The organism is Myxacorys almedinensis A, from assembly GCF_010091945.1.
GTDB lineage: Bacteria > Cyanobacteriota > Cyanobacteriia > Leptolyngbyales > Leptolyngbyaceae > Myxacorys > Myxacorys almedinensis.
Map to the genome: position 1 here is coordinate 22,103 of NZ_WVIE01000014.1, position 25,378 is coordinate 47,480.

General features: G+C 50.4%; 23 protein-coding genes. 7 read left to right on the top strand and 16 right to left on the bottom strand.

Features of this window, described 5'->3' with window-relative positions:
• Positions 1-71: 71 nt before the first annotated feature.
• Positions 72-1,520 (top strand): Asp-tRNA(Asn)/Glu-tRNA(Gln) amidotransferase subunit GatA, encoded by a 1,449-nt coding sequence (gene gatA, locus GS601_RS13015; protein ID WP_162423723.1) that lies wholly within the window; start codon positions 72-74, stop codon positions 1,518-1,520.
• Positions 1,521-2,073: 553 nt separating this feature from the next.
• Here gatA and GS601_RS13020 read toward each other — a convergent pair.
• From GS601_RS13020 to GS601_RS13045, 6 genes are all read right to left on the bottom strand, one after another.
• A complete protein-coding gene (locus GS601_RS13020) occupies positions 2,074-2,265 on the bottom strand; it encodes an NblA/ycf18 family protein (RefSeq protein WP_162423724.1) in 192 nt (63 codons plus the stop codon).
• Between the two features lie 597 nt (positions 2,266-2,862).
• Entirely contained in the window at positions 2,863-3,594 is a 732-nt protein-coding gene (locus GS601_RS13025) for a PP2C family protein-serine/threonine phosphatase (protein WP_162423725.1), read from the bottom strand.
• A 122-nt stretch (positions 3,595-3,716) separates the two neighbouring features.
• Positions 3,717-5,657 (bottom strand): ABC1 kinase family protein, encoded by a 1,941-nt coding sequence (locus GS601_RS13030; RefSeq protein ID WP_338017030.1) that lies wholly within the window; start codon positions 5,655-5,657, stop codon positions 3,717-3,719.
• Between the two features lie 78 nt (positions 5,658-5,735).
• Positions 5,736-6,086, bottom strand: a complete 351-nt coding sequence (locus tag GS601_RS13035) for a DUF6825 family protein (RefSeq protein ID WP_162423726.1) — start codon at positions 6,084-6,086, stop codon at positions 5,736-5,738.
• 124 nt (positions 6,087-6,210) lie between these two features.
• Positions 6,211-7,863 carry a serine/threonine-protein kinase gene (locus tag GS601_RS13040; RefSeq protein WP_162423727.1) on the bottom strand — a complete coding sequence of 551 codons (1,653 nt, stop codon included), beginning with the start codon at positions 7,861-7,863 and terminating at the stop codon, positions 6,211-6,213.
• Between the two features lie 214 nt (positions 7,864-8,077).
• A complete protein-coding gene (locus GS601_RS13045) occupies positions 8,078-8,266 on the bottom strand; it encodes a ChaB family protein (protein ID WP_162423728.1) in 189 nt (62 codons plus the stop codon).
• Positions 8,267-8,371: 105 nt separating this feature from the next.
• Here GS601_RS13045 and hemL point away from each other — a divergent pair, with 105 nt between their 5' ends.
• On the top strand, positions 8,372-9,670 hold the full coding sequence (hemL, locus tag GS601_RS13050) for a glutamate-1-semialdehyde 2,1-aminomutase (RefSeq protein ID WP_162423729.1): 1,299 nt from the start codon (positions 8,372-8,374) through the stop codon (positions 9,668-9,670).
• Positions 9,671-9,921: 251 nt separating this feature from the next.
• Positions 9,922-10,833: a hypothetical protein gene (locus GS601_RS13055; RefSeq protein WP_162423730.1), complete on the top strand. Its 912-nt coding sequence runs from the start codon at positions 9,922-9,924 to the stop codon at positions 10,831-10,833.
• Positions 10,834-11,122: 289 nt separating this feature from the next.
• On the opposite strand, the gene GS601_RS13060 is transcribed toward GS601_RS13055, so the two are convergent.
• The 5 genes from GS601_RS13060 to GS601_RS13080 form a co-directional block, all read right to left on the bottom strand.
• Complete coding sequence (locus GS601_RS13060; RefSeq protein ID WP_162423731.1) at positions 11,123-11,290, bottom strand: metallothionein; 168 nt, start codon at positions 11,288-11,290, stop codon at positions 11,123-11,125.
• A 114-nt stretch (positions 11,291-11,404) separates the two neighbouring features.
• Positions 11,405-11,896, bottom strand: coding sequence for a YajQ family cyclic di-GMP-binding protein (locus GS601_RS13065; protein WP_162423732.1), 492 nt, complete (start codon positions 11,894-11,896; stop codon positions 11,405-11,407).
• A 63-nt stretch (positions 11,897-11,959) separates the two neighbouring features.
• Positions 11,960-12,403, bottom strand: a complete 444-nt coding sequence (locus GS601_RS13070; protein WP_238393249.1) for an MAPEG family protein — start codon at positions 12,401-12,403, stop codon at positions 11,960-11,962.
• Positions 12,396-12,899: a DNA recombination-mediator protein A gene (locus GS601_RS13075; protein ID WP_162423733.1), complete on the bottom strand. Its 504-nt coding sequence runs from the start codon at positions 12,897-12,899 to the stop codon at positions 12,396-12,398. The genes GS601_RS13070 and GS601_RS13075 overlap by 8 nt, the downstream gene beginning before the upstream one ends.
• Positions 12,900-12,934: 35 nt before the next feature.
• Positions 12,935-13,489, bottom strand: coding sequence for a PadR family transcriptional regulator (locus tag GS601_RS13080; protein WP_162423734.1), 555 nt, complete (start codon positions 13,487-13,489; stop codon positions 12,935-12,937).
• Between the two features lie 205 nt (positions 13,490-13,694).
• Between GS601_RS13080 and GS601_RS13085 the strand changes: the two genes are divergently transcribed.
• Complete coding sequence (locus tag GS601_RS13085) at positions 13,695-15,137, top strand: carotenoid oxygenase family protein (protein ID WP_162423735.1); 1,443 nt, start codon at positions 13,695-13,697, stop codon at positions 15,135-15,137.
• A 125-nt stretch (positions 15,138-15,262) separates the two neighbouring features.
• On the opposite strand, the gene GS601_RS13090 is transcribed toward GS601_RS13085, so the two are convergent.
• The 4 genes from GS601_RS13090 to GS601_RS13105 form a co-directional block, all read right to left on the bottom strand.
• Positions 15,263-16,192 (bottom strand): RluA family pseudouridine synthase, encoded by a 930-nt coding sequence (locus GS601_RS13090; RefSeq protein WP_162423736.1) that lies wholly within the window; start codon positions 16,190-16,192, stop codon positions 15,263-15,265.
• A 69-nt stretch (positions 16,193-16,261) separates the two neighbouring features.
• Complete coding sequence (locus GS601_RS13095; protein ID WP_162423737.1) at positions 16,262-18,562, bottom strand: FdhF/YdeP family oxidoreductase; 2,301 nt, start codon at positions 18,560-18,562, stop codon at positions 16,262-16,264.
• Positions 18,563-18,811: 249 nt separating this feature from the next.
• Complete coding sequence (locus GS601_RS13100; protein WP_162423738.1) at positions 18,812-19,237, bottom strand: DUF4079 domain-containing protein; 426 nt, start codon at positions 19,235-19,237, stop codon at positions 18,812-18,814.
• Between the two features lie 258 nt (positions 19,238-19,495).
• Complete coding sequence (locus GS601_RS13105; RefSeq protein ID WP_162423739.1) at positions 19,496-19,810, bottom strand: DUF1830 domain-containing protein; 315 nt, start codon at positions 19,808-19,810, stop codon at positions 19,496-19,498.
• A gap of 340 nt (positions 19,811-20,150) precedes the next feature.
• Between GS601_RS13105 and GS601_RS13110 the strand changes: the two genes are divergently transcribed.
• The 3 genes from GS601_RS13110 (at position 20,151) to GS601_RS13120 (ending at position 24,134) form a co-directional block, all read left to right on the top strand.
• Entirely contained in the window at positions 20,151-21,824 is a 1,674-nt protein-coding gene (locus tag GS601_RS13110; protein WP_338017031.1) for a photosystem II high light acclimation radical SAM protein, read from the top strand.
• A 112-nt stretch (positions 21,825-21,936) separates the two neighbouring features.
• Positions 21,937-23,367 carry a DICT sensory domain-containing protein gene (locus GS601_RS13115; protein WP_162423740.1) on the top strand — a complete coding sequence of 477 codons (1,431 nt, stop codon included), beginning with the start codon at positions 21,937-21,939 and terminating at the stop codon, positions 23,365-23,367.
• Positions 23,368-23,468: 101 nt separating this feature from the next.
• Positions 23,469-24,134, top strand: a complete 666-nt coding sequence (locus GS601_RS13120) for a pentapeptide repeat-containing protein (protein WP_162423741.1) — start codon at positions 23,469-23,471, stop codon at positions 24,132-24,134.
• Between the two features lie 169 nt (positions 24,135-24,303).
• On the opposite strand, the gene GS601_RS13125 is transcribed toward GS601_RS13120, so the two are convergent.
• Positions 24,304-25,200, bottom strand: a complete 897-nt coding sequence (locus tag GS601_RS13125; RefSeq protein ID WP_162423742.1) for an SDH family Clp fold serine proteinase — start codon at positions 25,198-25,200, stop codon at positions 24,304-24,306.
• Between the last annotated feature and the right edge of the window lie 178 nt (positions 25,201-25,378).

Consider the following 25,378-nt stretch of genomic DNA (forward strand, 5'->3'; position numbering starts at 1 on the left):
AAAACACGCTACACCCCTATACTGTTATTCTGGCTGTTATTTTAAACGTGCTAACTAAAAAGGGACAGTGTATGGCATCCATTCGCGAGTTGCATCAACAACTCCTTCGGAAAGAACGATCGGCTGTGGAAATTGCTCAAGCATCGCTCGAACAGATTCAAGCCCTAGAGCCAACCTTACATAGTTTTCTGCATGTGACGCGCGATCGCGCTTTAGAGCAAGCCAGCCGAGTAGATGCCAAACTCGCTGCCAAAGAGGCGATTCCTTTACTGGCAGGCATTCCCATTGGCATCAAAGACAATCTCTGTACCCAAGGCGTTCCCACTACTTGCGCGTCTCATATTTTGCAAAGCTTCGTTCCGCCCTACGAGTCTACGGTGACGCAGAAGCTTCAGGATGTGGGTGCGGTGATGATGGGCAAAACCAATCTTGATGAGTTTGCGATGGGCGGCTCGACTGAAACGTCTGCGTTTGCAAAAACTGCCAATCCGTGGGATGTGTCGCGGGTGCCGGGTGGGTCGTCGGGCGGGTCGGCGGCAGCCGTGGCAAGTGGAGAATGCGTGGTGTCGCTTGGCTCAGACACGGGCGGCTCAATTCGGCAGCCTGCGTCGTTTTGTGGCATTGTTGGGATGAAACCGACCTATGGTTTAGTGTCACGCTATGGCTTGGTGGCGTTTGCCTCGTCGCTCGATCAGATCGGCCCGTTTGGGCGATCGGTAGAAGATGCGGCGATTTTGTTAGGCGCGATCGCGGGTTACGATCCCAAAGATTCCACAAGCTTGAAGGTGGAAATTCCTGACTACACCCAATTTTTCACCCCCGATCTCAAAGGTAAAAAAGTTGGAATTATTACCGAAACCTTTGGCGAAGGGCTAGATGCTGACGTAGAAAAAGCGGTGAGAGCCGCGATCGATCAGATCAAAGCGCTCGGTGCCGAAATTCAGGAAATTTCCTGCCCTCGATTTCGCTACGGGATTGCCGCATACTACATCATTGCGCCGTCTGAAGCGTCTGCAAATCTAGCGCGTTATGACGGGGTGCGATACGGTACGCGCGTTGAAAATGCCGAAGATTTAATGGATATGTACACTCGCACTCGTGCTGAGGGCTTTGGCGCAGAAGTCAAACGCCGCATCATGATCGGAACGTATGCCCTATCCGCAGGGTATTATGACGCATACTACCTCAAGGCTCAGAAAGTCCGAACGTTGATTAAACAAGATTTTGAGAAAGCGTTTGAAAGCGTAGATGTTTTGGTATCTCCAACTGCACCGACAACTGCCTTTCAAAGTGGGGATAAATCTGCCGATCCGCTCAGTATGTATCTTATTGACTTAATGACCATTCCTGTTAATCTAGCAGGCTTACCTGGAATGAGCGTTCCCTGCGGGTTTGACTCCCAAGGGTTGCCTATTGGGTTACAAATTATTGGAAATGTGTTGCGAGAAGACCAAGTGTTTCAGGTTGCCCATGCTTATGAGCAGGCGACAGAATGGCACAAACAAGCTCCCCAGCTTTAGCCCGATCGACACAGAGCGTAATCTTGGAGTAAGCGCATCCATACGATTTTGAGAAACCTGGCAAAACCAAAACATTCTCTAGTTTTCAGATCAGCTAAGAGATTGAAGTGCGATCGCTACTAACGTTGGTTGCCTCAAGGGTTGCTCTCTCCTTACTTCAAGGTCACAGGAAGCAACAACCCAACAAAAATAAAATACTATGCTAGCGGGTTCAGCCCAAATCTACTCAAGCAGTTGCTGAAATTCAATCTCCACACTCTGGATACCCTACTTTCGCAGTATGCGTCAGAACTCATAGAGATTTGAATAGAGGTTTGAAAGGATTGCTCTGCAACAAGCAAGGGCGCAGATAAGTCGCTGGTTAAAAAGTTCGACAAAGCGGCATTTATTCAGTTGGGCAAAGGATGGCAGACTCGCGCCATTGACAAGAGGGTTGACTGTGAGGTGCTAACTGTGAGGTGCTGAACGCCCCACACCCCAGCTTCTTTCTCGCAAGAACAAAGCAAGAGTTCGAGGTCGCCCATGCAGGTATGGGTTGACTGATGGGTTGCGACTACGGCATCTCAGGTTCCAAACCCCATTGATGCTTCAGGAAGTGACGATACATCGTTTCGCGCATTAGCATTTGCTCGTACATCTTGACCAAGAAATCTTGGGCTTGTTCGCGGCTCATCTTCTGCACTTGAGTCTCAAATGAACGGATGTTGAATTGCTGTTCCAAGCTAAGCTCTACAGGTTGACTCATAACAATCTCCAATGTAAGAGAGTAGACGACAGTGTAAGAGAGTAGACAGATTAGAGACCCAATCGCTGATATTGTCAACGGTGGATTCTCCACAAGCGGTGGCGATTCTTGAGAAATGCCCAGTGTGGGAAGGCACTTATCGCTTGTTGTTAACAAAGATAACAAGCATTTGACAAAATGACCATACCCCCCTTAGGGTAACTTGAAATTGTAATCCCTAATCCAAGGTTGGCAATTAGAGAGAAGAAGGGATCTACCCGTAGTAGAAGGGAACTTGACGAATGATGAACCCTACGGATGAGAAGCCATTGAAACTGCAAATTTTGCTCAGGTACCCCAGGTTTGGTGCTTGCCCTGAAGACGTTTTCGTAAAGAGCCAGAAAATGAACGTAGCGATGTTACGTGAAGCGCGATCGCACCAAGGTCAGCTTTATCCAATAGGGCTAGTAGATTGTCAACGTTGAGTTGATAGGTGAATGGGTAGATGGTTCCGATTACTAGACTCCCCCTCTCCTCCTAGTCCCTCATTTCAACCTTGACAGACCACTAGGGCAAAAAATCAACGCTTCTAGCCATGAAGGGGGGCTAGGGTCTGCCCTATTTTGCAGTATCGATAGCAATAATGATGACAGTAATGTTGTCTCGTCCGCCTCGGTCTTTAGCCGCATTAATCAGAGCCACCGCCGCTTTTTCACACACCCGAATCGCTTTTAGCTGATTGGCAATGAGTTGATCCGAGAGTTCTTCGGTGAGTCCGTCTGTGCAGAGCAGCACGCGATCGCTCGGTTGGAGGTCTATCGGCTGAATCTTGATAGTTTGAAGGTCTTCTCGCCCCAAACATTGTGCCAGCACATGCCGCCACGGATGCGATCGCGCTTGATCGCAGGTCAATTCACCTAGCTGCACCGCACGGGCTACCCACGTATGATCTTCGGTCAACTGCTCTAATTTCGCGCCTCGGAGCCGATAGAGCCGAGAATCTCCAACATGGGCACATAAAGGCTGCTCTTCTCGAAACGCCAATACAACGATCGTCGTACCCATATCAGCACGTTCTGGATGCCGTTTCTGGTCGTCTAAAATCGCTTGATTGGCTTCTAAAAATGCCTTTTCCAGGAGTTGTTCAGACCCCATTCCAGACGCCCAGTGGGTCGTGAGAAAGGTTTGCAGCACCTCTGTCGCAATGCGGCTTGCTTCTTGCCCTCCGGCATGCCCGCCCATGCCGTCTGCCACAATAAAAAAGCGCCCATCCGGATCGACAACATAAGCATCTTGATTGGCAGACCGCACTAATCCGGTGTCTGTCATCCCAGTAAAAAGGCGTTTCATGGTTAGATGTCAGGTAGAAACAAGCGTTGAATACAAGAAAAGGAATCAGGTTCCTTCACAACTATTCAACTCGATTCGTACCAGGGTAGAAAAGAATTGTTGAACTCACACCTTCGAGCGGGTCATGGCATACGATCGTAGCGATCGAGCTTCATCATCAACCGAATCAGGGCAATTCCACTGAGCGAGGCAGCGATCGCGGGGATCACCGCCACCCAGGCAAAGTTGCTTACAAATAGAATGGTTGCCGAGAGGGTAAACGCGCAGGTCAGCAGTGTGTAATTTGTGCCCAAGTTAACACCACTAATCCGCCGGAGCACGCGATCGGTCTCTGTAGAGCGAACCCGCACCCGAATATCACCCCGCTCTAACTTATCGAGCGTGTCTTCGATGCGGCGCGGCAACCCAAACGCCGTATTGCCCACCTGCACAGCTTGCCGACTTAGTTCGTTAATGATGCTTCCGGCGGCTTCTGATGAAGAATTTCCATTGGTCATAAGCTGCATTGCAAATGGTCTTGCAACCTCCATAAAATTGAATTCTGGGTCTAGCCCTTTGCCCACGCCTTCAAGGGTGGAAAAAGCTCTCATCACAAAGGTGAATGTTGCTGGAAAGCGAAACGGCTGACCATAAGCAACCTCATAGAGATCATCGCTGATGGCTGAAATGGACTGTTCCTCGAAGGGTTTGTCCATAAAATTGTCCAGCATAAACTGAACCGAGCGGCGCACCGGGCCCATATCATTGGCTGGGGCAAGCGCACCGAGATCGATCAGCGATCGCACGACTCGATCAGCATCTTTCTGAGCAATCCCAAAAAAGGTATCTAGCAATCGCTCGCGGGTAACGGGCTGGATTTGCCCCATCATGCCAAAGTCGTAGAAAATCAGGTTGCCATCTGGGCTGACGGCAATATTTCCCGGATGGGGATCGGCGTGAAAAAAGCCATTATCGAGCAACTGATGAAGATAAGCCTCAGCGCCGAGGTTGGCTAACCGACCGCGATCAAGCCCTGCCGCTTCCAAAGCTTCGTAATGGCTGATCTTGATTCCTGGTAGGTATTCCAAGGTCAAAACCCGTGGAGAAGTATAGCGCCAGTAGACTCGCGGAACCTGTACCCAATCATGCCCCCGAAAGTTGCGTCGGAAGGTATCTGCGTTTCGCCCTTCGTTCAAATAATCGATTTCTTGCCAAAGAATCTTGCAGCATTCTTCGTAAATGCCGAGCCAGTCGCGCCCTTTGCCCCATTCTGGATGCCCTTGAAAATAGCGAGCGATGCCCTTCAAAATCTGAAGGTCGATCTCAAATAATTTTCGTAGCCCCGGACGCTGAACTTTGACGACGACCTCTTCGCCAGAGTGCAACTGCGATCGATGCACCTGACCCAAGCTGGCAGCCGCAAGCGGGATCGGATCGAAGCTGCGGTATAGTTCTTCGATCGATTTGCCTAAATCTCGCTCGATAATTGCTGCAACCTGTTCATAACTAAATGCAGGCACTCGGTCTTGCAGTTTAGACAGTTCTTCAACAAACTCGACTGAGAACAAATCGGCGCGAGTAGAAAACAGTTGACCTAGCTTGATGAAGGTTGGTCCAAGGTCGAGCAAGGTTTCTCGAATCCAACTGGCTAATGCTTTGCGTCGAGTCGCTTTCTTGGCATCGGTCATACCTCCCTGATAGCTCCAAGACTTGTTGTAGAGCCATCGAGCCGCCAGTAGCTTAAGCACAAACGACCAAATATCAATATATCGGCGCTGCTTAGAATAATTTTCGCGGCTCCAGCGATAGGCTTTCGGGCGATGGGGTTTCATCCGGGTTTGGCGGTTCGAGGGTGAGCCGTCGGGATCGGGCGGAGCGGGGTGCTCAGGAATCGGCAAATCGGATGGGGATGACGGTTGCTCTGGAGGACGCTTGCTCAGCATGAGGTGCGACCCCGGTTCGGTGCGGGGCGCTGCTCTCAAGTGCTTGCCATTGGCTGTGGGATGTCCAAGCTGCGAGTCAGAACTCACAGGCGGCTCCACCGATTGCTGAGAGGGGCTGGAGTCATTAGAAGAAACAGACACTCGACTTTCCAACTAACTTTGGCTTGACGATCAACGGGGTGTAAAGGGACTGCCTAGATCCCTGCGGCAGAATTAGCTTTATGGCTGTTCTGAGCGGCTGCGATAGAGTTGTAGCTGCGATCGCAGTTCGGCAATTTCGGCTCTGAGATCATCGATCGTGGCTTGCAGATCGCTCGATGGTGCCCCGGCAAAGTCAACGGCGGTTCCCCCTGGGGTTGAAGTTGCCGTGGAGCGAGTTTGCATCGCTTGTTCGCGGGCGGCTCTATCCATCACATCTTCTACAAAATTTCGCAGATTTTCTCGTTGCTCTGCGTCAAATTTGCCTAGCTCGCTCAGAGCCTCTGTCACCCCGGCTTCAACTTGCTCGTATACCACTTCTGCGATCGCTCGACCCACAAAAAAGGCACGAAGTAAAGAACTATTATTCATAAGAATTATTTCAGCGCGCTACCCGAATTATAACTTGTTCCTAGCGAGGAAAGAGCGAGCGGCGACAAGGAAGAGCGGTATTGTCCACCCCCAACGCTGAGCAGTGCTATTTTGATGAACGATTTTAGTTGAAGGGTGGATCGGGGGCACTGTCGCGTTGGCTCGATCCAGAAGCGCCGTTGGCAGGGGGAACCGGGGCATTGGTAGGAGGTTCGGGAGCCACAGGCTGAATCGGCAACGGGTCAATCGGCGCAAGGGGAGCCGGGATAGGTCTAACGGGAGCAAGCTCTGGCGGCGAGTAGGCTGGCTCTTCTATAGGGGGAGCGACATCCAGGACATCGGGATCTGGCAGTGGCGACGTTTCTGGGCGAGGAGGCAACGTAGGCTCCATTTCTGGGCTGAGGTCAACCTCAGGAGGAGCCAAACGAGATGCCGGAGTGTCTAGCGAGTTGGTTGGAATAGTCCAATCTGTGGTGATGGGAGGCTTGCTGCCATAGTTTCCCGGAGCCTGCTCGACGGGAATATCAGACAGATCTACCTCAGGAGATAGCGTGCCTTTCCAGTCGCGATCGCGGAAGGTTTGGGCGGGGTGGAAGATACTTGCTCCAGGTGCTTTGGCAGCGCTGATTCGCAAAGCTAAGCCAAAACCTAAGCCAAGGGCGATCGCAGATGCCCCGGTGAGGATCAAAAATTTTGGAAAGTGGCGACGCATTCCAGTGTAAGTAGCGATGGGGCGTTGAGTCAGAGGCTGGGTGACGATAGACGGCGGGGGAGGGGTTGAGAACCCGTTGAGGGTTGCCGTGGGTTGAGTGATTTTAAGCGGCGGCGGTGGGGGAGGGGGCACAAGCGGTCTGTTTACGGTTCTTTCTACGCCGATTTCTACGCGGTTTGGGACATCTTGCTCAACGGCTTTGCGCTCGATCACGTTGGGCAGCCCATCACCAACGATCGCCGGGGGTGATGGCGCAGGACGAGGCGGAGCCGTCCACTCAAAGGCGGGCGACGTTCCGACTAATGGCAGCGTTGTATTGGGTAAGATCCGCAGCCAATCTTCCACAGGTTGAGACTGCATCACCGGATTCATGCCCAGCAAAATGGCTTCTTTGGTCGTGTCGCTCCAGGGGTGCTGATCGAGGGACATCTGCGCCATCGGAGACTGCCCAGATAATAGATAGTACAGGGTTGCCGCGAGACCATAGCGATCGATGGCGATCGCGCGTTCAACCTCCCAACTTGGGGTAAACGGATTCGCAGGAGCGGCAGGCAAACTGGCGCTGGCTAAATCATGGGCAAACCCAAATCCAACCAGAACCGCAAGATTCGTTCCTTGGCGACAAATCAGCGATCGCGGCTGAATATTTCGGTGAATCAGTCCATGAGCGTGGGCAGCGCTGAGTGCCGATCCAGCTTGCCGGACATAATGAATCGCTTCGGCTTCTGGGAGCGCTCCGGTTGTAGACACCAGCGTTGCTAACCCTCTACCTGAGATAAGTTCCATGACCAAGCAGGGAAGCTGATCTTCTTCAAAAAAATCTAAGACGCGGACAATGCTGGGATGCTGAGTTCTAGCTAACAGCCGGACTTCTTCGATAAACCTCTCTTTGAGTTGCGGAAAACTGCGGGTAATCTGCAAACTGGGATCTAGGGTCTTAATTACAACTCCCTGGTTGAGCAACGTCTGGGTCGCAAGATACGTCGCCCCAACCCCATCACCCCCCAACGCTTGACTGAGCAGGTATTTCCCATTCTGAAGGGTTGCACCCGTCTGTAGTTTCATATGCCGCTTCTCAGCAAGATCCCAATTATGCTACCTCTTTCGGGACAGTTTCCCAACTCTCAGGATTAAAAAAAGGCATTCTCTAGCAGAACGCCTTAAATTTCAGATCGATTCAGAATTGTTGTGTTATTGAATCTGATAACTAGAAAATTAAGTTAGAAAAAGATGGTTAAGAAATGTAATCGTTATGAAATGCCCTAACACAAACCCAATTTCACGAGATAGCACTGTTCATGCTAACCGTTTGATTTCGCACCGCACTCCACGCAATTTGATGGGCTTTTGCCTCCTCTCCATACCACTGAAGCGCTGAGTTAAACGCTACTCTATAAAAGTGTTGTGCAGTTTCAGGAAGCTGGTCGCGAATACTTTCGGGCAAGTCGCGATTGCTTTGGTACGACATTCTAGCCGCCTCCAAGAAGTGAGATAATTTTTCAGTATTGCGGCTTTGGGCAGGAAATGCGCCTGTCCTTCGGAATATCTTCAGAATTTGAATAAGGAGAGAGCCTTGATCACAGGTACTTTGAAAACAGCTAAATCAGAAGAGATTTTTGCGGCGGCTCAGCACTTAATGCCAGGTGGAGTCAGTTCTCCGGTGCGGGCGTTTACGTCGGTAGGCGGGCAGCCGATCGTCTTCGATCGCGTCAACGGGGCTTACGCTTGGGATGTCGATGGCAACCAATATATTGACTATGTAGGCACATGGGGACCAGCAATTTGCGGTCATGCTCACCCTAGCGTCGTTCGAGCTATTCAGGAAGCCGCCGAAAAAGGCACGAGTTTTGGTGCGCCCTGTGCGTTGGAAAATGTGTTGGCTGAAATGGTGATCGATGCAGTTCCTAGCGTCGAGATGGTGCGGTTCGTCAACTCTGGAACAGAGGCATGTATGGCGGTTTTGCGCCTGATGCGTGCTTTTACGGGGCGGGAAAAGGTCATCAAGTTTGAGGGTTGCTACCACGGGCACGCCGATATGTTTTTGGTGAAAGCGGGTTCTGGTGTGGCAACCCTGGGGTTGCCCGATTCTCCGGGGGTGCCCAAATCAACGACGGCAGCCACACTGACTGCTCCTTACAATGATCTGGATGCGGTGCGTCAATTATTTGAGACCAATCCGGGGGAAATTGCGGGTCTAATTTTAGAACCGGTGGTGGGCAACGCGGGTTTCATTGTGCCAGAAGCAGGCTTTTTGGCAGGGTTGCGGGAACTCACTCGCGAGCATGGGGCACTGCTGGTGTTTGACGAAGTGATGACCGGCTTTCGGATTGCCTACGGCGGAGCACAAGCCCGATTTGGGATTACGCCGGATCTGACGACCCTTGGAAAAGTGATTGGCGGCGGCTTGCCAGTGGGTGCCTATGGTGGGCGCAAGGACATTATGGCAATGGTCGCGCCAGCAGGACCGATGTATCAGGCGGGAACGCTGTCGGGCAACCCGTTAGCGATGACAGCCGGAATCAAAACGTTGGAATTGATGCGTCAGCCCGGAAGTTATGAACACCTCGATCGCGTTACCTCTCGCCTAGTTTCTGGGCTGTTGGAGGTGGCGAAAGAAACGGGTCATGCGGCGTGTGGCGGTTCGGTGAGCGGTATGTTTGGGCTGTTCTTTACAGAAGGTCCGGTACACAATTTTGAGGATGCGAAGAAGTCCGATTTAGGGAAATTTGGCAGATTTCATCGTGGCATGTTGGAGCAGGGCATTTATCTTGCGCCATCGCAGTTTGAGGCGGGCTTTATGTCGCTGGCTCACACAGATGAAGATATCGATCGCACGATCGAAGCTGCAAAAGCGGTACTGTCGAAGATTTAACGTAGAGCTAAGGGGGAGATGTGATATCGCCTCCTTAGCTCTAGGTGAAACCTTTGGTGAAGAATTACCCTCTGGGGTAATGTCAGGACTCTGTGACTTCCCGTATGATTTGAACTGTAGGGGAGATTTGCAACTCCCTTGAGAGGTTTTTATAGCGCTAGACCAACGAACTCAAGACGCATTGTTGCTCGCCATTCCGCCATCGGTTTCAGGCGGCTCCCCTTCTCTACCCTGAGAAAGGAGTTCCTGACATGTCTCGACATTCTTTGCTGGCTGCTGCCTTGAGCGCAGCTTCTGCGATGAGCCTTGCTAGTGCGATCGCATGGGTTCCTCAAAGTCCCGTAAGAGCAATTCCTGACTGTAGCGGAGATAACCCGCCTCCCATCTGTGATGGACGCCCTCCCCGACCTCCTGTGCCCCCTCAACCTGAGCCACCAGGGCAAGATGTGCGGGTTCCTGCCCAGTTGATTGTGCCTCTGGTGAACAATGCCATTAGGGGAACGCAACTTCACCTGAATAACTTTGGACCCAAGCGCGGAAAAAGTTGGCATAAACCCAACGATTCATTTGTCCGTTTGCCACAAACGTTGGGTGGAAATGAGTTTCGCTTTAATGTTCCAGAAGGCGTCAAAGATTTAGACTGTGGTTTCTTCTGTCCAGACATGGGGGATGCCAAGTTTTATGTGCAAGACTGGAATCTCAATTCGCTGCAAGTGGGCTGGCAACGCCCGACCTTCAAGCTGAGTTTGTTGATGGAGAGCGCAGGACGGGAGATTAAAGGATTTCACACAGGCGCGCTGGCGTCTTTGGGGGATAACGGTGTCCCCGATGTAGAGATTAATAATGCTCGGATGGATGTGTTTTTGCGCCCGATCGCCTCAAACGGTCGGCTCTCCTATGCTGTGACCCAGGTTGGCTTTAATGCCAACATTCAAGCAACGGGAGCGTGCAATATTTTTGGGGTAGATATTTGTAACCCGTTATTTGGCTATAAAAACACGATCGTATCGCTGGTTGAAACTCAAGTCCGCGCTCGTCTAAATGATCCGGCGTTGCAAAGTCGGGTTGCTAATGCTGTACAGCCTGTCTTAAACCAGTTTGGGATTCGCCAAATTACCAAGGTTTCTGTCAGTGGAGACGATCTGATCATCCGACATCGATAGGATCTGAATCGACCGATAGGATTTATCTGTCGTGACCTCTGGCGTGAGATCTAAACAACCCATGCATCTCACAACTACTAAATCTCATACCAAATTGATGTTTCACGGCGACAGATCCTCGACCCCCCTGCCTACGGCATCTCCCCTTAGTCAGGAGGGGTTGGGTCGCACATCTGTAGGATTTACAGATTAATTTGGCATCATAAAACGGGTAATTTTTGCCCCAAAAAATAGGCTCTGGAAGGACAATTTTGTCCTCCTGGAGCCTTATTTTCGAGCTTTGTTGCGGTTAGCAAGTGCAGCCTTTGTGTCCACAGTCGCCGTGCCCATCGGGATGCCCGTTGGCGCAGACTTGGCTGCAATAATATTTGCCGTCTTTTTCAGTTGCGCCACTTTCTGGATTAACGATGCAAAGACAGGGTTCACAGGCGCATTTCATTTGAGTTGCAGTAGCCATAATTTATCCTTCTGAGGGTCTACTTTATCGTAACATATGAACAGATATTCAGATATAAAAGAGCAAGTCTTTGGAAACGCCAAGAGCGCGATCGCGCCTACCCAGGTTAAAATATTATCGATAATTTGTGAATTGCAGCGCCACCGGAAAATCTTCCTGTTTCATCCGTTGCATCACTGCCTGCAAATCATCTTTCGATTTTGCCGACACTCTCACCGCATCGCCCTGAATCGAGCCTTGAGCCTTCTTAAATTCATCCCGAATAATTTTCGTAATTTGCTTGGCAATCTCCTGGCTGATGCCCTTTTTAAGCTTGATTTCTTGACGAACACGGCTGCCGCTCGCCGATTCGACTTTGCCGTAGTCAAAAATCTTGAGCGATAGATTGCGCTTTGATGACTTTAGCTGCAACAGGTTGTGAACCGCATCGAGCGTAAATTCGCTATCGGTGTTGATGACGATCGCATCTTCATTTAAGTCAATTTCAGTTTTTGTGTCTTTGAGGTCATAGCGACTGCCCACGTCTCGTTTGGTCTGATCCACGGCGTTGACGAGTTCTTGACGATCAAACTCACTGACGATATCAAACGAAAATGTAGAAGCCATAGAAAAAACAGGGGTTAAAGGAACTCACGAATGGCGCTGTTACTTCAGATGCTGCTATTCATGTTACTGAAGAGTGGTGGTGATGCTCGACCCGATCAAGGTAATAATGCACGTTGAACCGAGGGCGAACATCAGCGATCGCAGCACGGGAATATCTAAAACGTAAAACACTGAGTAGAAAAACCGAATTGGCACAAACGCGATCGCGCTCCATGCCACGACTGCTGAATTCTGTTGTGTCACATAGGCCATCAGTGCCGCAACACTAAACAACGAAAACGCTTCCCAAGAATTTTGGTGCGCCCAGGTTGCCCGTTTGCCGTAGTCTGGCAGTTTGTCGATCGTAGCGCGAGGGGTTGCCATCATTTCTTGGCTATAGCCCGCCTGAACACGAGCCACAGCAACCAACACAAACGGCAGATAGACGAGAACCGCAGTAGCCGCGATCGCGCTCAACAAGATAGTGGGGACAGATAAACCAAACAGCGCCATGAGTTCTTTAGTCAAAATAAAATGTCGTTACAATTTTGCGTTGATCTTCCGCATCCTGGCAAGTTCGCAAAATCGTGTGACTGTCATGAAATGCAAAGCTAATCAGTTGTTGACAGCGAGACACAATTTCTTGATTACACAAAGCACTGGCTTCTGCCAAAGATAGGCTGTTGTTTTCCGGCGATTCAACCAAGTGCATCACGCTTTCTAACTGAGTACGAGACTCACTCGGTTGGCGCTCCATACTTTGAGGCAAAATCACTGTCAGCATACTGGGATCAGCACGCAAAGCACCACGAATTGCAGCAAAATTGGTTCCGGTTGACCCTGATGTGATGATTCGATTGCCTTCTAAAACCAGTGCATAACTCATCAACTCGATTAACGTCTGATGAGTGATCGGAACATGGCGCGATCCTAATAGAGCAATCCGCTTAGAACCCGTTTGCTGAATCGTGGCGAGTTCTTGTAAAAAATCATCGACTTTAGGGAGATCAATCGACTGGCTCAAGAGACGTGCTGATATGAACGACGCCCGTAATTGTATCAGAAGCTCTTGACATCCGGGTGATTCATCATCAGTTCGAGGACTTCATCGCACCAAGCAATGCGATCGCGTTCGTATCGAATGCCGCGACGAAGAACGAGATACTGATAGGTTGCTTGAAGGCTCAGGTCGGCTGGACTGGAGTAAAACTGCTGCTCAATGTCCATGAACCCATCCAGCTTATCTGCATGAAACTGCCGATGTCGCTTGACTTCTTCGCTGAGAATTGCAGGTTCCAGCAGGTGACCTGCCCAAAGTTTTACAAGCAGTTCTTCTTTAATCGGCATCACGTCGCTGGGCTGGGTCAGCCATTTCGCCAAGTGTGCTTTTCCAGCCTCAGTAATGGAATAAAGTTTTTTACCGGGTCGGTTGAGTTGTGCGATCGCTTCGACCTGCACCCAACCTTGCTCCTCTAACTTGGCAAGCTCTCGATAAATCTGCTGATGGCTGGCGCTCCAGAAAAAGTTGACAGCGCGATCAAAGTCTTTGGCTAGATCGTAACCACTGCAAGGAGTATCGAGAATGAGTGCCAGAATTGCGTGAGAAAGTGACATATTTTAATGCAATTAATTGCATATGCAATTATTGACATATACAAATTGTTGACTATAATTCAGTGTAGTGCCATTCACCGCAAGTAGATTAGTCGCACAGTAGATTAACTGCACAGATTAACTGCATAGCAAACAGGCGTTGGTTCTCACATTTTTAATCGATTAAATCAATCAACCCTCATAAAATTCCAGGAGCTAGATTTTTATGGTTATCGCAACACAACCTAAAGACTGGACAGGTTCGGTTTTGCACACCGCAAAAGGGTTTGCTCCCACATCGCTATCGGTGCTATCTGGAGCCATTCCCCCAGGGCTAAGAGGCTCACTCTATCGGAATGGCCCAGCGCGGCTAGAACGAGGGAATACGCGAGTGGCGCACTGGTTTGATGGTGATGGTGCAGTGCTGGGCATCCACTTTAAAGACGCAGGCGCAATGGGTGTCTATCGCTACGTACAAAGCGAAGAATTTCAGGAAGAAGAACACGCGGGGCACTTTATTTATGGCGGCTATGGAATGCTGCCTCCCGGAGCCGTTTGGAATCGGTTTACCAAACCTCCAAAAAATGCTGCGAATACGTCGGTGCTGGCAATGCGCGATCGCGTCCTAGCGCTGTGGGAAGGGGGGCACGCTCATGCGTTAGATTTAGAAACTCTAGAGACGCGAGGCTTGGATGATTTGGGTGGACTGTCGCCTTCGATGCCGTTTTCTGCCCATCCCAAACGGGATGCAAAAACTGGAGATAGCTATAACTTTGGGGTGAGCTTTGGGCAAAACGCGGTGTTGAATGTGTATCGTGTCGATATGACCGGTAAATTGAGGCAGCAAAATCAGATTCAATTAGAGGGGCTTCCCCTAGTGCATGATTTTGTCATGGCAGGGCGATATTTGCTATTTTTGATCTCACCTGTGCGGTTGAATCCGTTGCTGGTGTTGTCCCGCCTGAGAGGGTTTAGCGATTCGCTGGAATGGAAACCAGAAAAAGGAACGCATATTTTAGTGATCGATCGCGATTCACTGGAAATAGTCAGCCAAAGCGAAACAGAACCATGGTATCAGTGGCACTTTGGCAATGGTGCGATCGATACGGATGGAAATGCGATCGTCAACGTTGCTCGCTACGAAAGTTTTGACACAAACCAGTTTTTGAAAGAGGTTTCTACTGGCAATACGGAAACAAAAGCGGGTTCATCGCTGTGGCAAATCCGATTGAATCCGCTCTCAGGAACGGTAATCGCTATGAATAAAGTTCTTGATCGTGACTGCGAGTTTCCCAGCGTCAACCCGTCTGATGTGGGGCAACTGTGGCGGCATACCTATCTTTCAGTGCGACGATCGAGAGATTTGAGTACAGGTTTATTTGATGCGATCGCACGGTTCGATCAGCAAACAGGCGACCTTGTAGAAGCTGACTTAGGCGAACATCGCTATGCCGTGGAGCCGCTCTATGCGCCCGATGCCGTTGATTTAGATCAAGGTTGGGTTGTCACTGTTGTTTACGATGGCAATACTGATACCAGCGAAGTCTGGGTTTTTGATAGCGATCGCTTAAACGATGAGCCTGTTTGCCGCTTAGCATTGCCCGAAGTGATTCCAATGGGATTTCATGGCACATGGAAACCCGCTAGTGGTCTGTCAAGGTGGAAGTAAGGGGTTAGGAGTAGAGGGTGGAGAGTGGGAGAGTAGGAGAGTGGATGGGTCGGGAAGGAATCTAGCCCATCGGCTCATCCCCCCATTTACCCATCCACTCAACGTTAACAATCTACTAGCCAGATTTAGCTCAACACGTCTGGAGGCTGGGCCGTGACGGTTAGCTGATATCCTCCCGTGGGATGGGGCAAGCTCACTTGATAGGCATGAAGGAAGTAGCCACAATCGCCCGGAACCGATGCTTTAGTCATGCCTCCAACGCCATACAACGGGTCGCCCCACAGAGGGTAGCCTGCGGTAGCGAGATGAATCCGAATTTGATGAGGTCTGCCGGTGGGAATGATCACTTCTAGCAAGGTCGTATCCGGGATGCGCCCGCGCCTTAGCACGCGGCAATGGCTGATTGCGGCTTTGCCAGTGCTGGTTGCGGCGTAGAGATATCCCAAGGTCGGATGGGTAACCTTGCCGATCGGGTGTGTCACGGTGAAGGCATCGGGCTGGTCGGTTCTGGTGGCTAAGGCACGATAGATTTTTTGAATGGCGCGACTCGTCCCAGAAAGGATTGTAGAATCGCGAAACATTTGCGCCAGTTTTGATCTAGCAATCTCCGTTTTTGCCAGCAGCATTGCTCCTGATGTTCCCCGTCCTAATCGATGCATGGGTATTGGGGGATCGTCGTAGTGACGCTTTAGCCATCCGAGCAGTGTGTGATCGAGAAAGCCACCTCCGGGCAAAACAGGCAGCCCTGAAGGTTTAGAGAGAATTAACACATCGTGATCTTCATAGAGAACTGCGACATCAAACGGTACGTCTGGCTCAACCCACGGCGGACGGTGATAAGACAGCACTTGCCCTGCGCTAAGTAGGGTTTGCGGATCGAGAATGGCGTGATGATCGACAAAAATCAGACCGGATTGGATGCGATCGCACCAATCTTGCCGCGATGAATGGGTGTAGCGGGTGGCGTAGTAGTCGAGCAGCGTGACGGGGGCAGTAATGCGATCGCGGTAAATCCAACCTTGATTGAGGGACGGATTGAGGGACGGTTTAGTCATGGGGTGCGTTCAACTCAAGCGCATATGGGAATGCCATCCATCGAGAATTAGCGAGAATTAGATCGCATTTCAGGCAACAACTCCTTCCTCAGCATAAATCGCCACCGGAACTCGCTTAAAGGCAGGCGTCCCCGATCGCTGCTCAATATCGGCACTAAAGATAACATTAACTTCTGGGTAAAACATCAGCGCCGCCCCCGGACGAATTGCTCCGTAAATAATTTCAACCTGTTTCAACTTGCCGACATTTCCCTGCACCGTGACGCGCTGATGCTGATGAAGACCGGCTCGCTCTGCGTCAAGCGAGTTCATCAGAATGCAATTTCGGTGCGGCATTCCCCGATATTTATCGCCAATTTTGTAAACAACCGTGTTGTGCTGAGAATAACTACGAGCCGTGATCAGCGCTAAGACTAACCCCTGCGTGGTGGGTACGTTCCAGTCGCTTAGGTCGGGCAAGGTCAGCGTGGGCAGTGGCGTTGTAAACATTGACGCTTTGCCTGATGGCGTTGCAAATTTTGGCTCTGTGAGAATGCGCCCTGCGATCGTAAACTCTTCGCCCGTCTGATCGATCGTTTTCATTTTCTCGTAGCCTGGAACCGTCTCACCGATTAACTGCCGTATATATTTTGTATCTTGCAATTTGCGCCAGTTTACCGGGTAATCACCATGAACTCGATGAGCTAGTTCTGTTAAAAATTCTACTTCTGCGATCAGATCAGCCGTTGTTAAGTGGGTCTTTCCTTGATCATTTAGACGAACGAAATTATTACCCGATTCAACAGTGGTTTTATGAGGATTTTCAAACCGATTTAGCACCGGAATAATGATTGTGTTGTGCTTTGCTAAACCGTGAAAATGTCCTAAATTCGGCTTGGTTGCAAGATAAATCACGGTTTCAATGTTGCCGATCGCCCGTTTTGCTTGCGCTGAGTTGGGGTTGGCAGCATAGAGGTTTCCCCCCAAACAAATCAGCGAGTCGATTTTGCCCTCATCTGCCGCCTCAATCAATGCACGAGTATCATACCCCTGAACGCGGCTGAGAGAGCGCCCCAACAGCGTTTCAAGGGCATGCTGCATTTCCTGCTTCAACCCGTGGGCAGTCACACCCATCGACCCAAATCCCTGCACGTTAGAATGTCCTCGCACAGGCATGACTCCTGCACCTTCTTTGCCAACGTTTCCCGTGATCAACGCTGTGTTGACAATGCTATAGACGTTATCAACTCCATTAGCGTGTTGGGTAATGCCCATCGCCCAGCCAAAAACGACTCGGTTTGATGTGCCTATCATCGTTGCAGCCGCTTCGATTTCGGGTTGCGATACGCCGCACGTTCCGGTGATGGTGTCCCATGCCGTTGATTGAGCCTGCTCAACGATCGCTTCCCATCCTTCCGTATGTGCCTGCAAATAGTCAGTGTTGAGAAACCCTTGCTCGATCAGCGATTTTTGAATGCCGACAAATAGCGCAACATCGCTACCGGGAACCGGCTGAAGATAGAGCGAGGAAATGGGCGATCCGGGAATCAGAGATTTGATCGGAAAGGCGGGCGACCCAAATTTTACCAATCCAATTTCCATTACCGGATTAATGACAATCACCTTACCGCCGCGCTTGGCTTTGTCAGAGCCGGAGGCACCGCGCAGTTTGATCAACTCATTCATCAAGCGGGGATGGTTGTAGGCAGAATTTGCCCCCGTCAGCACGACGCAATCTGCCTGTTTGAGGCTCTCTAAACTCACCACCGAGGTTTTGGTCGCAAACATCTGATTGAGCGCCGCCGTTGAAGGGGCGTGACACAAATCAGAGCAGTCTGCCAAATTGTTTGACCCCAACGCCCGCATCATCAGTTGCAGCAAATATGCCGCCTCGTTAGACGATCGCCCCGAACTGTAAGACGCCACCCGCTCAGGAGGTTTACGCATCGCTGCTGCCGCAAGATCATAAATTTCATCCCAACTGATGCGCTCGTAGTGAGAGCTTCCGGCGCGGAGAATCACAGGAAAGCTGAGTCGCCCCAGCCGATCGGCTTCCATAGAGGTCAGGGTTTGAAGCTGATCAAGGGGTTGGGTGTCAAAAAAATGGGTCGAAATTCCGGGCATAATTTCTGCCGAAATTGCCTCAACGCTTTTCATGCAGCGCTGGAGCTTTTCCCCCGTTTCATTGGTAAAGCCGCCTTTCTGCCCCCCTGTGCCCCACGAACACGATAAGCAGGCGCTATGGTGAAGCAGCGTTTTCCAGAGTTTGGGGCCTTCGGGAGATAGGGTATGCTCTGCCCAATATTCAATTACAGGCAAACCACCGCCGATGTCGGGCGTTTGCTCGTTTTTTTCGTCAAACGGAGGGGTCGGATGAATAGCTTGGGACATAAGGGGCGGCTCCAGTGAAACTAGGCGCGTTGCTACGCTCTAAAAGGCTGTAGCTCTAAGATAACGTGGTAGCCGGTGGCTGCTTTTGCATCTCCACCAAGACTCTAATTCTGTCTACCTCAGGGTCATCGCCCTCATCCCTACCCCTCTTCTCCCAGTTTAGGAGACGGGGCTGGGGTAAGGGCGTAGGGCTGGTATTTTACAGTTAATTCCACCAATCTACTTAACAGATGAGCGTTTGTAGGCACTCTAGAGATATTTCTGAACCACTTCCCAACCTGTGATAGACGCCCACAGGAGAGCAATGCACAGCGCGAAATTGCTAGTTAGGTGAACCAGGCGTGCCCACGAATGAAGGCGAATTTGTGCGGCACTCCAAGCGGATAAGAACACAAGTTCAACCACGGTTAAGCCTGAGAATAGATGGGACGAATGCCCCAAACTGCCGTAGTGACCTAAGGTACCGACGATACCGATCGCTAACAAAATCAAAATGAGGAGCGCGATCGCACCGCCTGTCACCCTGTGCAGAGGACGCAACCAAGACGGCTGATCCTGGGAACGAAACATGAGAAAACTGAGACCGGTGATGGCTTGTAGAAGATAAGCCGCGATCGCAAGCCCCATTGACCAAGCCGCCAGTTTCCACAACCAAATAAAAGATGGTAAATCCAAAACGCTAATCCTGCATCAAAGTCTGAACTAAAGTCTAAAACAAAGTCCTATTTTAGTGCCTTAAAAAAAGAGTAGCAATCGTTACGAATTACTACTCTCGGTTCAATTTCTAACAGATGATAGATGTCCTAACAGATGATAGATCTTCTAACAGGTGATAGACGTATTTAAACTCACCATTTCATCCGGCTCATATTCGGCTCATATTGGCTTTTTACTCAGTTTTCTCTTAATACTTTTTTGCTCAAAAATTGGGTATTATTCAGCCGAACTCAGAACAATAGAGGCGGCTGCTTCAGCCTCAACAATCTCCTCAGCACACTGTAGAGACAGGCTTGAGCAGGAAATAGTATCAGAGAGAATTGCGCTTGCCATTTTGCCTGAATGAATTTCTAACAGTGCTTCAGGCACCGTTTCAAATATCAGCCGTTGTCCTGGAAAAACAACTCGCTCAAAATACCAATTTGGAATGTTTGTGATTCGAGCAATTTGGATCTGACTTGTTGCATTGACGTAGCAACAGACAATGTAACCAGGACTATCTGAGGGAATAGGGTCAAGAATCTGAGCCATGGTCAAAATAACACCTCTTATTGTGTGGGGAGCAAATCAGTAATTGAACACTAACACTGGGCGATCCCGAACAACTGTAAACGCGATTACCAACCGATTTTTCTATTGATAAATCATCCTCAAGGCTAAAGATTGCATTGGCTCTTGTCTATAGAGTAGGTAAACGCTGTTTCTGCCTATCTTACGATTCATCGTTAGCTTGCAGCACTGCCTTTTTCTGCTTAAAACTAGCTCTCATGGGTAAACCAGACGATGGCAACCCTAAAAGCAGACCTGCTGGAGGGGCAAGTTTCTTGAAAAACCATGCAGAGTTCTGGTGTGAGTGATATCGTAAAGTTATGTGAAAAAGTTTTCAGAATTGCGAGAGCGAATGGCTGTCTACCCACCGGCGCGATCGCACCTTGTCTGGAAAAGCAACCATTTTTCATTGGATAACGCTGTGATGGAACCTCGGATTCTCTACGTTCGCCTGCCCTGCAACCCCATTTTTCCGATTGGGGCAGTCTATCTTGCCGACCATGTGCACAAGCAGTTTCCAAACGCTGAGCAACAAATTTTTGACTTAGGCACCGTGCCACCATTGGACTATGCTTTGGCGCTAGACACTGCCATTGATACGTTTAAGCCGACGCTGCTGGTTTACTCTTGGCGAGACATTCAGATCTATGCGCCCGTGGGAGGGCGGGGCGGAAATCCACTTCAGTATACGTTTGAGTTTTATTACGCTCGCAACCCACTGTTGAAAATTCGAGGGGCGCTGGGCTTGCTGCGGATCGCCTCTGGGTACTACGGGGAACTGTGGCAAAATTTAGGGCTAATTAAGCGCGGCATCAAACGGGCAAAGCGCTACTGCCCGCAGGCGCAGGTGATTGTTGGTGGCGGCGCGGTCAGCGTGTTCTACGAGCAAATCGGTCGCACCTTGCCCAAAGGCACAATCGTTTCAGTGGGCGAAGGCGAGACCCTGATCGAAAAACTGCTGCGTGGGCACGATTTTCTAGATGAGCGCTGTTATGTGGTGGGCAAGACAACGCCGCGCGATCGCATGATCCACGAATTTCCCACGCCGATCGAGAAAAGTGCCTGCGATTACACCTACATTCAGTCGATCTGGCGCGACTTTGAGTATTATTTTCAGTCAGAAGACTTTTATATCGGGGTGCAAACCAAGCGCGGTTGCCCCCACAACTGCTGCTATTGCATCTACACCGTTATCGAAGGAAAGCAGGTACGGATCAATCCTGCTGATGAGGTTGTCCAGGAAATGCGGCAACTCTACGATCGCGGCATTCGTAATTTCTGGTTTACAGATGCTCAGTTTATTCCGGCAAAACGCTATATTGGCGATGCAGTAGAATTGCTGCAAAAGATTCTAGATGCGGGTATGCATGATATTCACTGGGCTGCCTACATTCGAGCCGATAATTTGACGCCGGAACTATGCGATCTGATGGTCAAAACGGGGATGAACTACTTTGAGATCGGCATCACTAGCGGCTCCCAAGAACTCGTTCGTAAAATGCGGATGGGCTACAACCTGCGAACGGTGCTAGAAAACTGCCGCGATCTAAGAGCGGCTGGGTTTAATGATGTCGTGTCGGTAAACTATTCGTTTAACGTGATTGATGAACGCCCGGAAACGATTCGCCAAACGATCGCCTATCACCGCGAACTAGAGAGCATTTTTGGGGCAGACAAAGTAGAGCCTGCCATCTTCTTTATCGGGTTACAGCCCCACACGCATCTAGAAGAATATGCGTTCAAAAATGATATCCTTCAGCCTGGATACGACCCGATGAACGTGAAGCCGTGGACGGTCAGAAAACTGCTGTGGAATCCTGAACCCCTCGGCTCCTTTTTTGGGCGGGTTTGTCTTGAAGCATGGCAGCGCAACCCCAACGATTTTGGTCGCGAGGTGATGAGAATTTTAGAAGCGAAGCTAGGGCGAGCAAACTTGGAAGAAGCGCTCACCGCGCCTGTGGCGGCAAAAGCTGAATTAGTCGGTGCATCTTCCTAGGGAACCGCCTAGCGATGAACCCTGAGCCTTAGTTCTAGGGATGCCCCCCTTGAGGAACTCTGGTCTTAGCCCTAAGAACATTTCTGTTTGACCTCTTACCCGTTTCTCTCCTATGTTGGAAGGCTCCATTCTGCACCATCTGAAACTCACTCACCAGCCGGATCGAGGGGGTAAACGCTCCTTGAATTTCGGAGTGTATTACAAAAATACGCTGGTTTCGCTGTGTCATGCCCTGGAAGATTGTATTCTCACCTGCACGAGTGCGCCGTTGGTGATTACTGCCTTCCAACGAGGAAAATGGTATCTCGAAGAAGCCGATCGCTATGCAGAACTTGCCGATCGCGCTCAACGGGTCGTGATTCTGGCATCTCCTGATACTGGATTTGCCGAACATCCGACGAGCCAAAAAGCAAACGTCGATTTGGTTGCCCTAGAGAAGAGCGATCCAGTCGCTCAAGAATGGCACTTGATGATCTTTGCGCCAACTTATACAGCGATGGTGTTGTGTCAGGAGATTTCTGCGGAGGACTACGGCACTCAGGGACTTCCTAAAACCGATTTAGAGCGTAAGTTTTATGGATTCTGGACATTTGAGGCAGAATTAGTTCGAGAAACCGTAGAGATTGCGATCGCTCATGTCGATCACTACAACCCGGATTTGGCGAATCAACTCCGGTCACAGGTTGAGACCATCGCCGCCGATGCTCAACAGCGCGATCGTGATGAGGTGTACACTGCCGTTTCCAGGGTGATTGATTATCTGCAAACCGGGCAACAGACCTTAAGTCGCTCTCAAGAAGGGTTGGATAACAATCTGGTCTCCAACGAGCTTCAAGCCTTTTTAAGATTGGCACAATTGATCGATCAAACTGATATCAGCAATCCGATGGCAGCCGCCGAGGTCGCCACTCTGGCAGAAGCGATGGGGCAACTATTGGATCTTCCGGTGTGGCAGATGAATCGGCTGCGGTTAGCTGGATTGTTACATCGATTGGGGGTTTTGCAATCCGATAGCGTGTTAAGCCCAAGCAGTTTTGGTCACTATTCTGAAGATCCGCCTGTGCCGTTGAGTTGTCCGATCGTGCCGGGAGCGCAAATCTTGAGAACGATGCAACGACTTAAAGCGATCGCGACGATCATTACCCATCAAACAGAACGGTGGGATGGTCAGGGGCAGCCTGCCGGGCTTGCCGGAGACGAGATTCCTCTAGAGTCTAGAATTTTAGGGTTGCTGGTAGAATTTCAACAGCGCGTGGCAGAGGCTCGACTGGGCAAAGAGTCTCTTGGGGAGACCGGGCTAAGGGATGCCTTTGCCGCTTGTCAGGCAGAAGCGAGCGATCGCTGGGACCCAAAACTAGTCGAAGCGTTGGCGTTGCTGGTGAGCGCCATGCAGCAGGGCATGAATCTCTCGGTCAGTCTGCCAAAAATTGCCTCTAGCATGTGGCTGCTCGATTCTCATTCTGATGACGATTTGCTGAACCTAAACCATCACGATTCTTCTAAAGCAGTGTCAGATACTAACCAAGAGGTTATAAGTTCCTAAATCTCCCCCTGCTCTCGATTTCAAGCCCTCACTCTCAAGGTCTCACTCTCAAACCCTAATCTCAAATCCTCCCTATCCAACCCTCAGTATCGCAAAATGTTATGGATCTTCAGGCAATTCGCTCAGGTAAGCTCAGGCAGTTGGCAGGCGTTGACTTGCAAGATGAGGATTTATCGAATACCGACCTGAGCGGCGTCAATCTTTCTGGGGCCAGGCTTTCAGGCGCGGATCTATCTGGAGCAAAGCTATCGGGGGCGTCGCTAGAAGGAGCTAATTTAGTTGGTTGTCAATGTGTTGGGGCAGACCTACGATCGACGCTAAGCGGGGCAAATCTGATGCAAGCTGACCTCACCGAAGCCGATTTGCGTGGCAGCAATTTACGGGGAGCAAATCTTATGCGTGCCCGTTTGACCCGTGCGACCCTATCTGGAGCATTTTTAAGTGGGGCAAACCTGATCGGTGTTAGCCTTCAAGGTGTTGACCTGCGCGGGGCAGACTTGCGCGGGGCAAACCTCAGTGGTGTTAACCTGCATGGCGCAAACTTGAGCCAGGCGGATCTGCAAGGCGCATTGCTGAGTGAAGCTAATTTAGAAGAAGCCGATCTGCAAGGCGCAAACCTTGCGGGGGCAAACTTTGCAGGGGCAAATCTTCTCTGCACTGAGCTACAGGATGCACATCTTGAAGGGGCGAATCTGTCAAATGCTTGTTTGATAGGAACGGTTTTAGATAAAAATCAAAAACTTGTCGGTTCTAAGCATGAATCTTAGCTCAATGCTCGATGTACTGTGATCGATGCGATGTTCTCTCAAGCTTAGCGATCGCTTCCCTATTTCACCCAATCAGATCCGCTGCTACCTCACTTTGATAGTCACCCAACCCCAAGGCGTGAGCGGAGGAAACTATAAGCTACAATTCCCCTCACGCCTATTCACGGCTCTACAGACTGCTTGTTCTTGCCCCTTCAGGTAACGGTCTGCCTTTCGGTTCGGGAAGAGCCGGGCGGCGATCGTAGGGCATCGGAATGTACTGCACCGACGGACGACCTCCTTGAGGTTGAGGATAAAGCTCCATCAGATCATAAATTTGCAGCGGTAGCCCCACCGTGATTGGTAGACCCATTTCCGTGGCTTCTTCAACGGTGATTGGGTAGTCGTGGGTAACTCTTCCGGTAGTGATTGCGTCGATGATAGAATCGATCTTCTCAGGGTCTACCTTCCGTTGCGGCACAGTGTCATTCAACAACGTCCGCACAAATCGCTGCACTTGGCTGATTGCCTTGCGGGAGAGGTCTGCCATGATCAGGGTTTGGTCGTCAATTTCGCTGATCGGTTTGTCTTCAACGACTTTCAAAATACTGGCAGCCGGAAAGTTGCCCAATTGAGGATCAACCGGACCGAGCACTGCATTGGCATCCATCACAATTTCATCGGCAGCGAGGGCTAGCATAGTTCCCCCGCTCATCGCATAGTGAGGCACAAACACCCTCACTTTTGACGGATGGCGGATTAGCGCCCGTGCAATTTGTTCTGTTGCCAGCACCAACCCGCCCGGCGTGTGCAGAATTAGATCGATCGGGACATCGGGCGGCGTCAGGCGAATCGCCCGAAGCACCTGCTCAGAATCTTCGATCGTGATGTAGCGCGATAGGGGAATTCCCAGCAAGCTGATCGATTCTTGGCGATGCACTAACAGAATGACCCGGCTATTGCCGCGCCGCTCAATCTCTTTAAGCGTGTTGAAGCGGCGTGTTTCTGTCCGGCGGCGCTGCCATAGGGGTTGAAGGGAAGAGAAGATAAAAAATATCCAAATGAAATCGAAAAAGCTAAAGGTCATAGGAGGAGAGGGGTATAGGAAAGTAAATAGAATGGCATTCCTATTGGTAACGGTTTCGCCAGGAAGAAATGTCTGCCTTGAGAGCTAAATCCATATTCTTCAGGCTTTGTCTTTACTAATCCACATTCTTCATCCTCTCTTTGTCTACAATCAGAAAGAAGACTCAAAAAACCGAGGC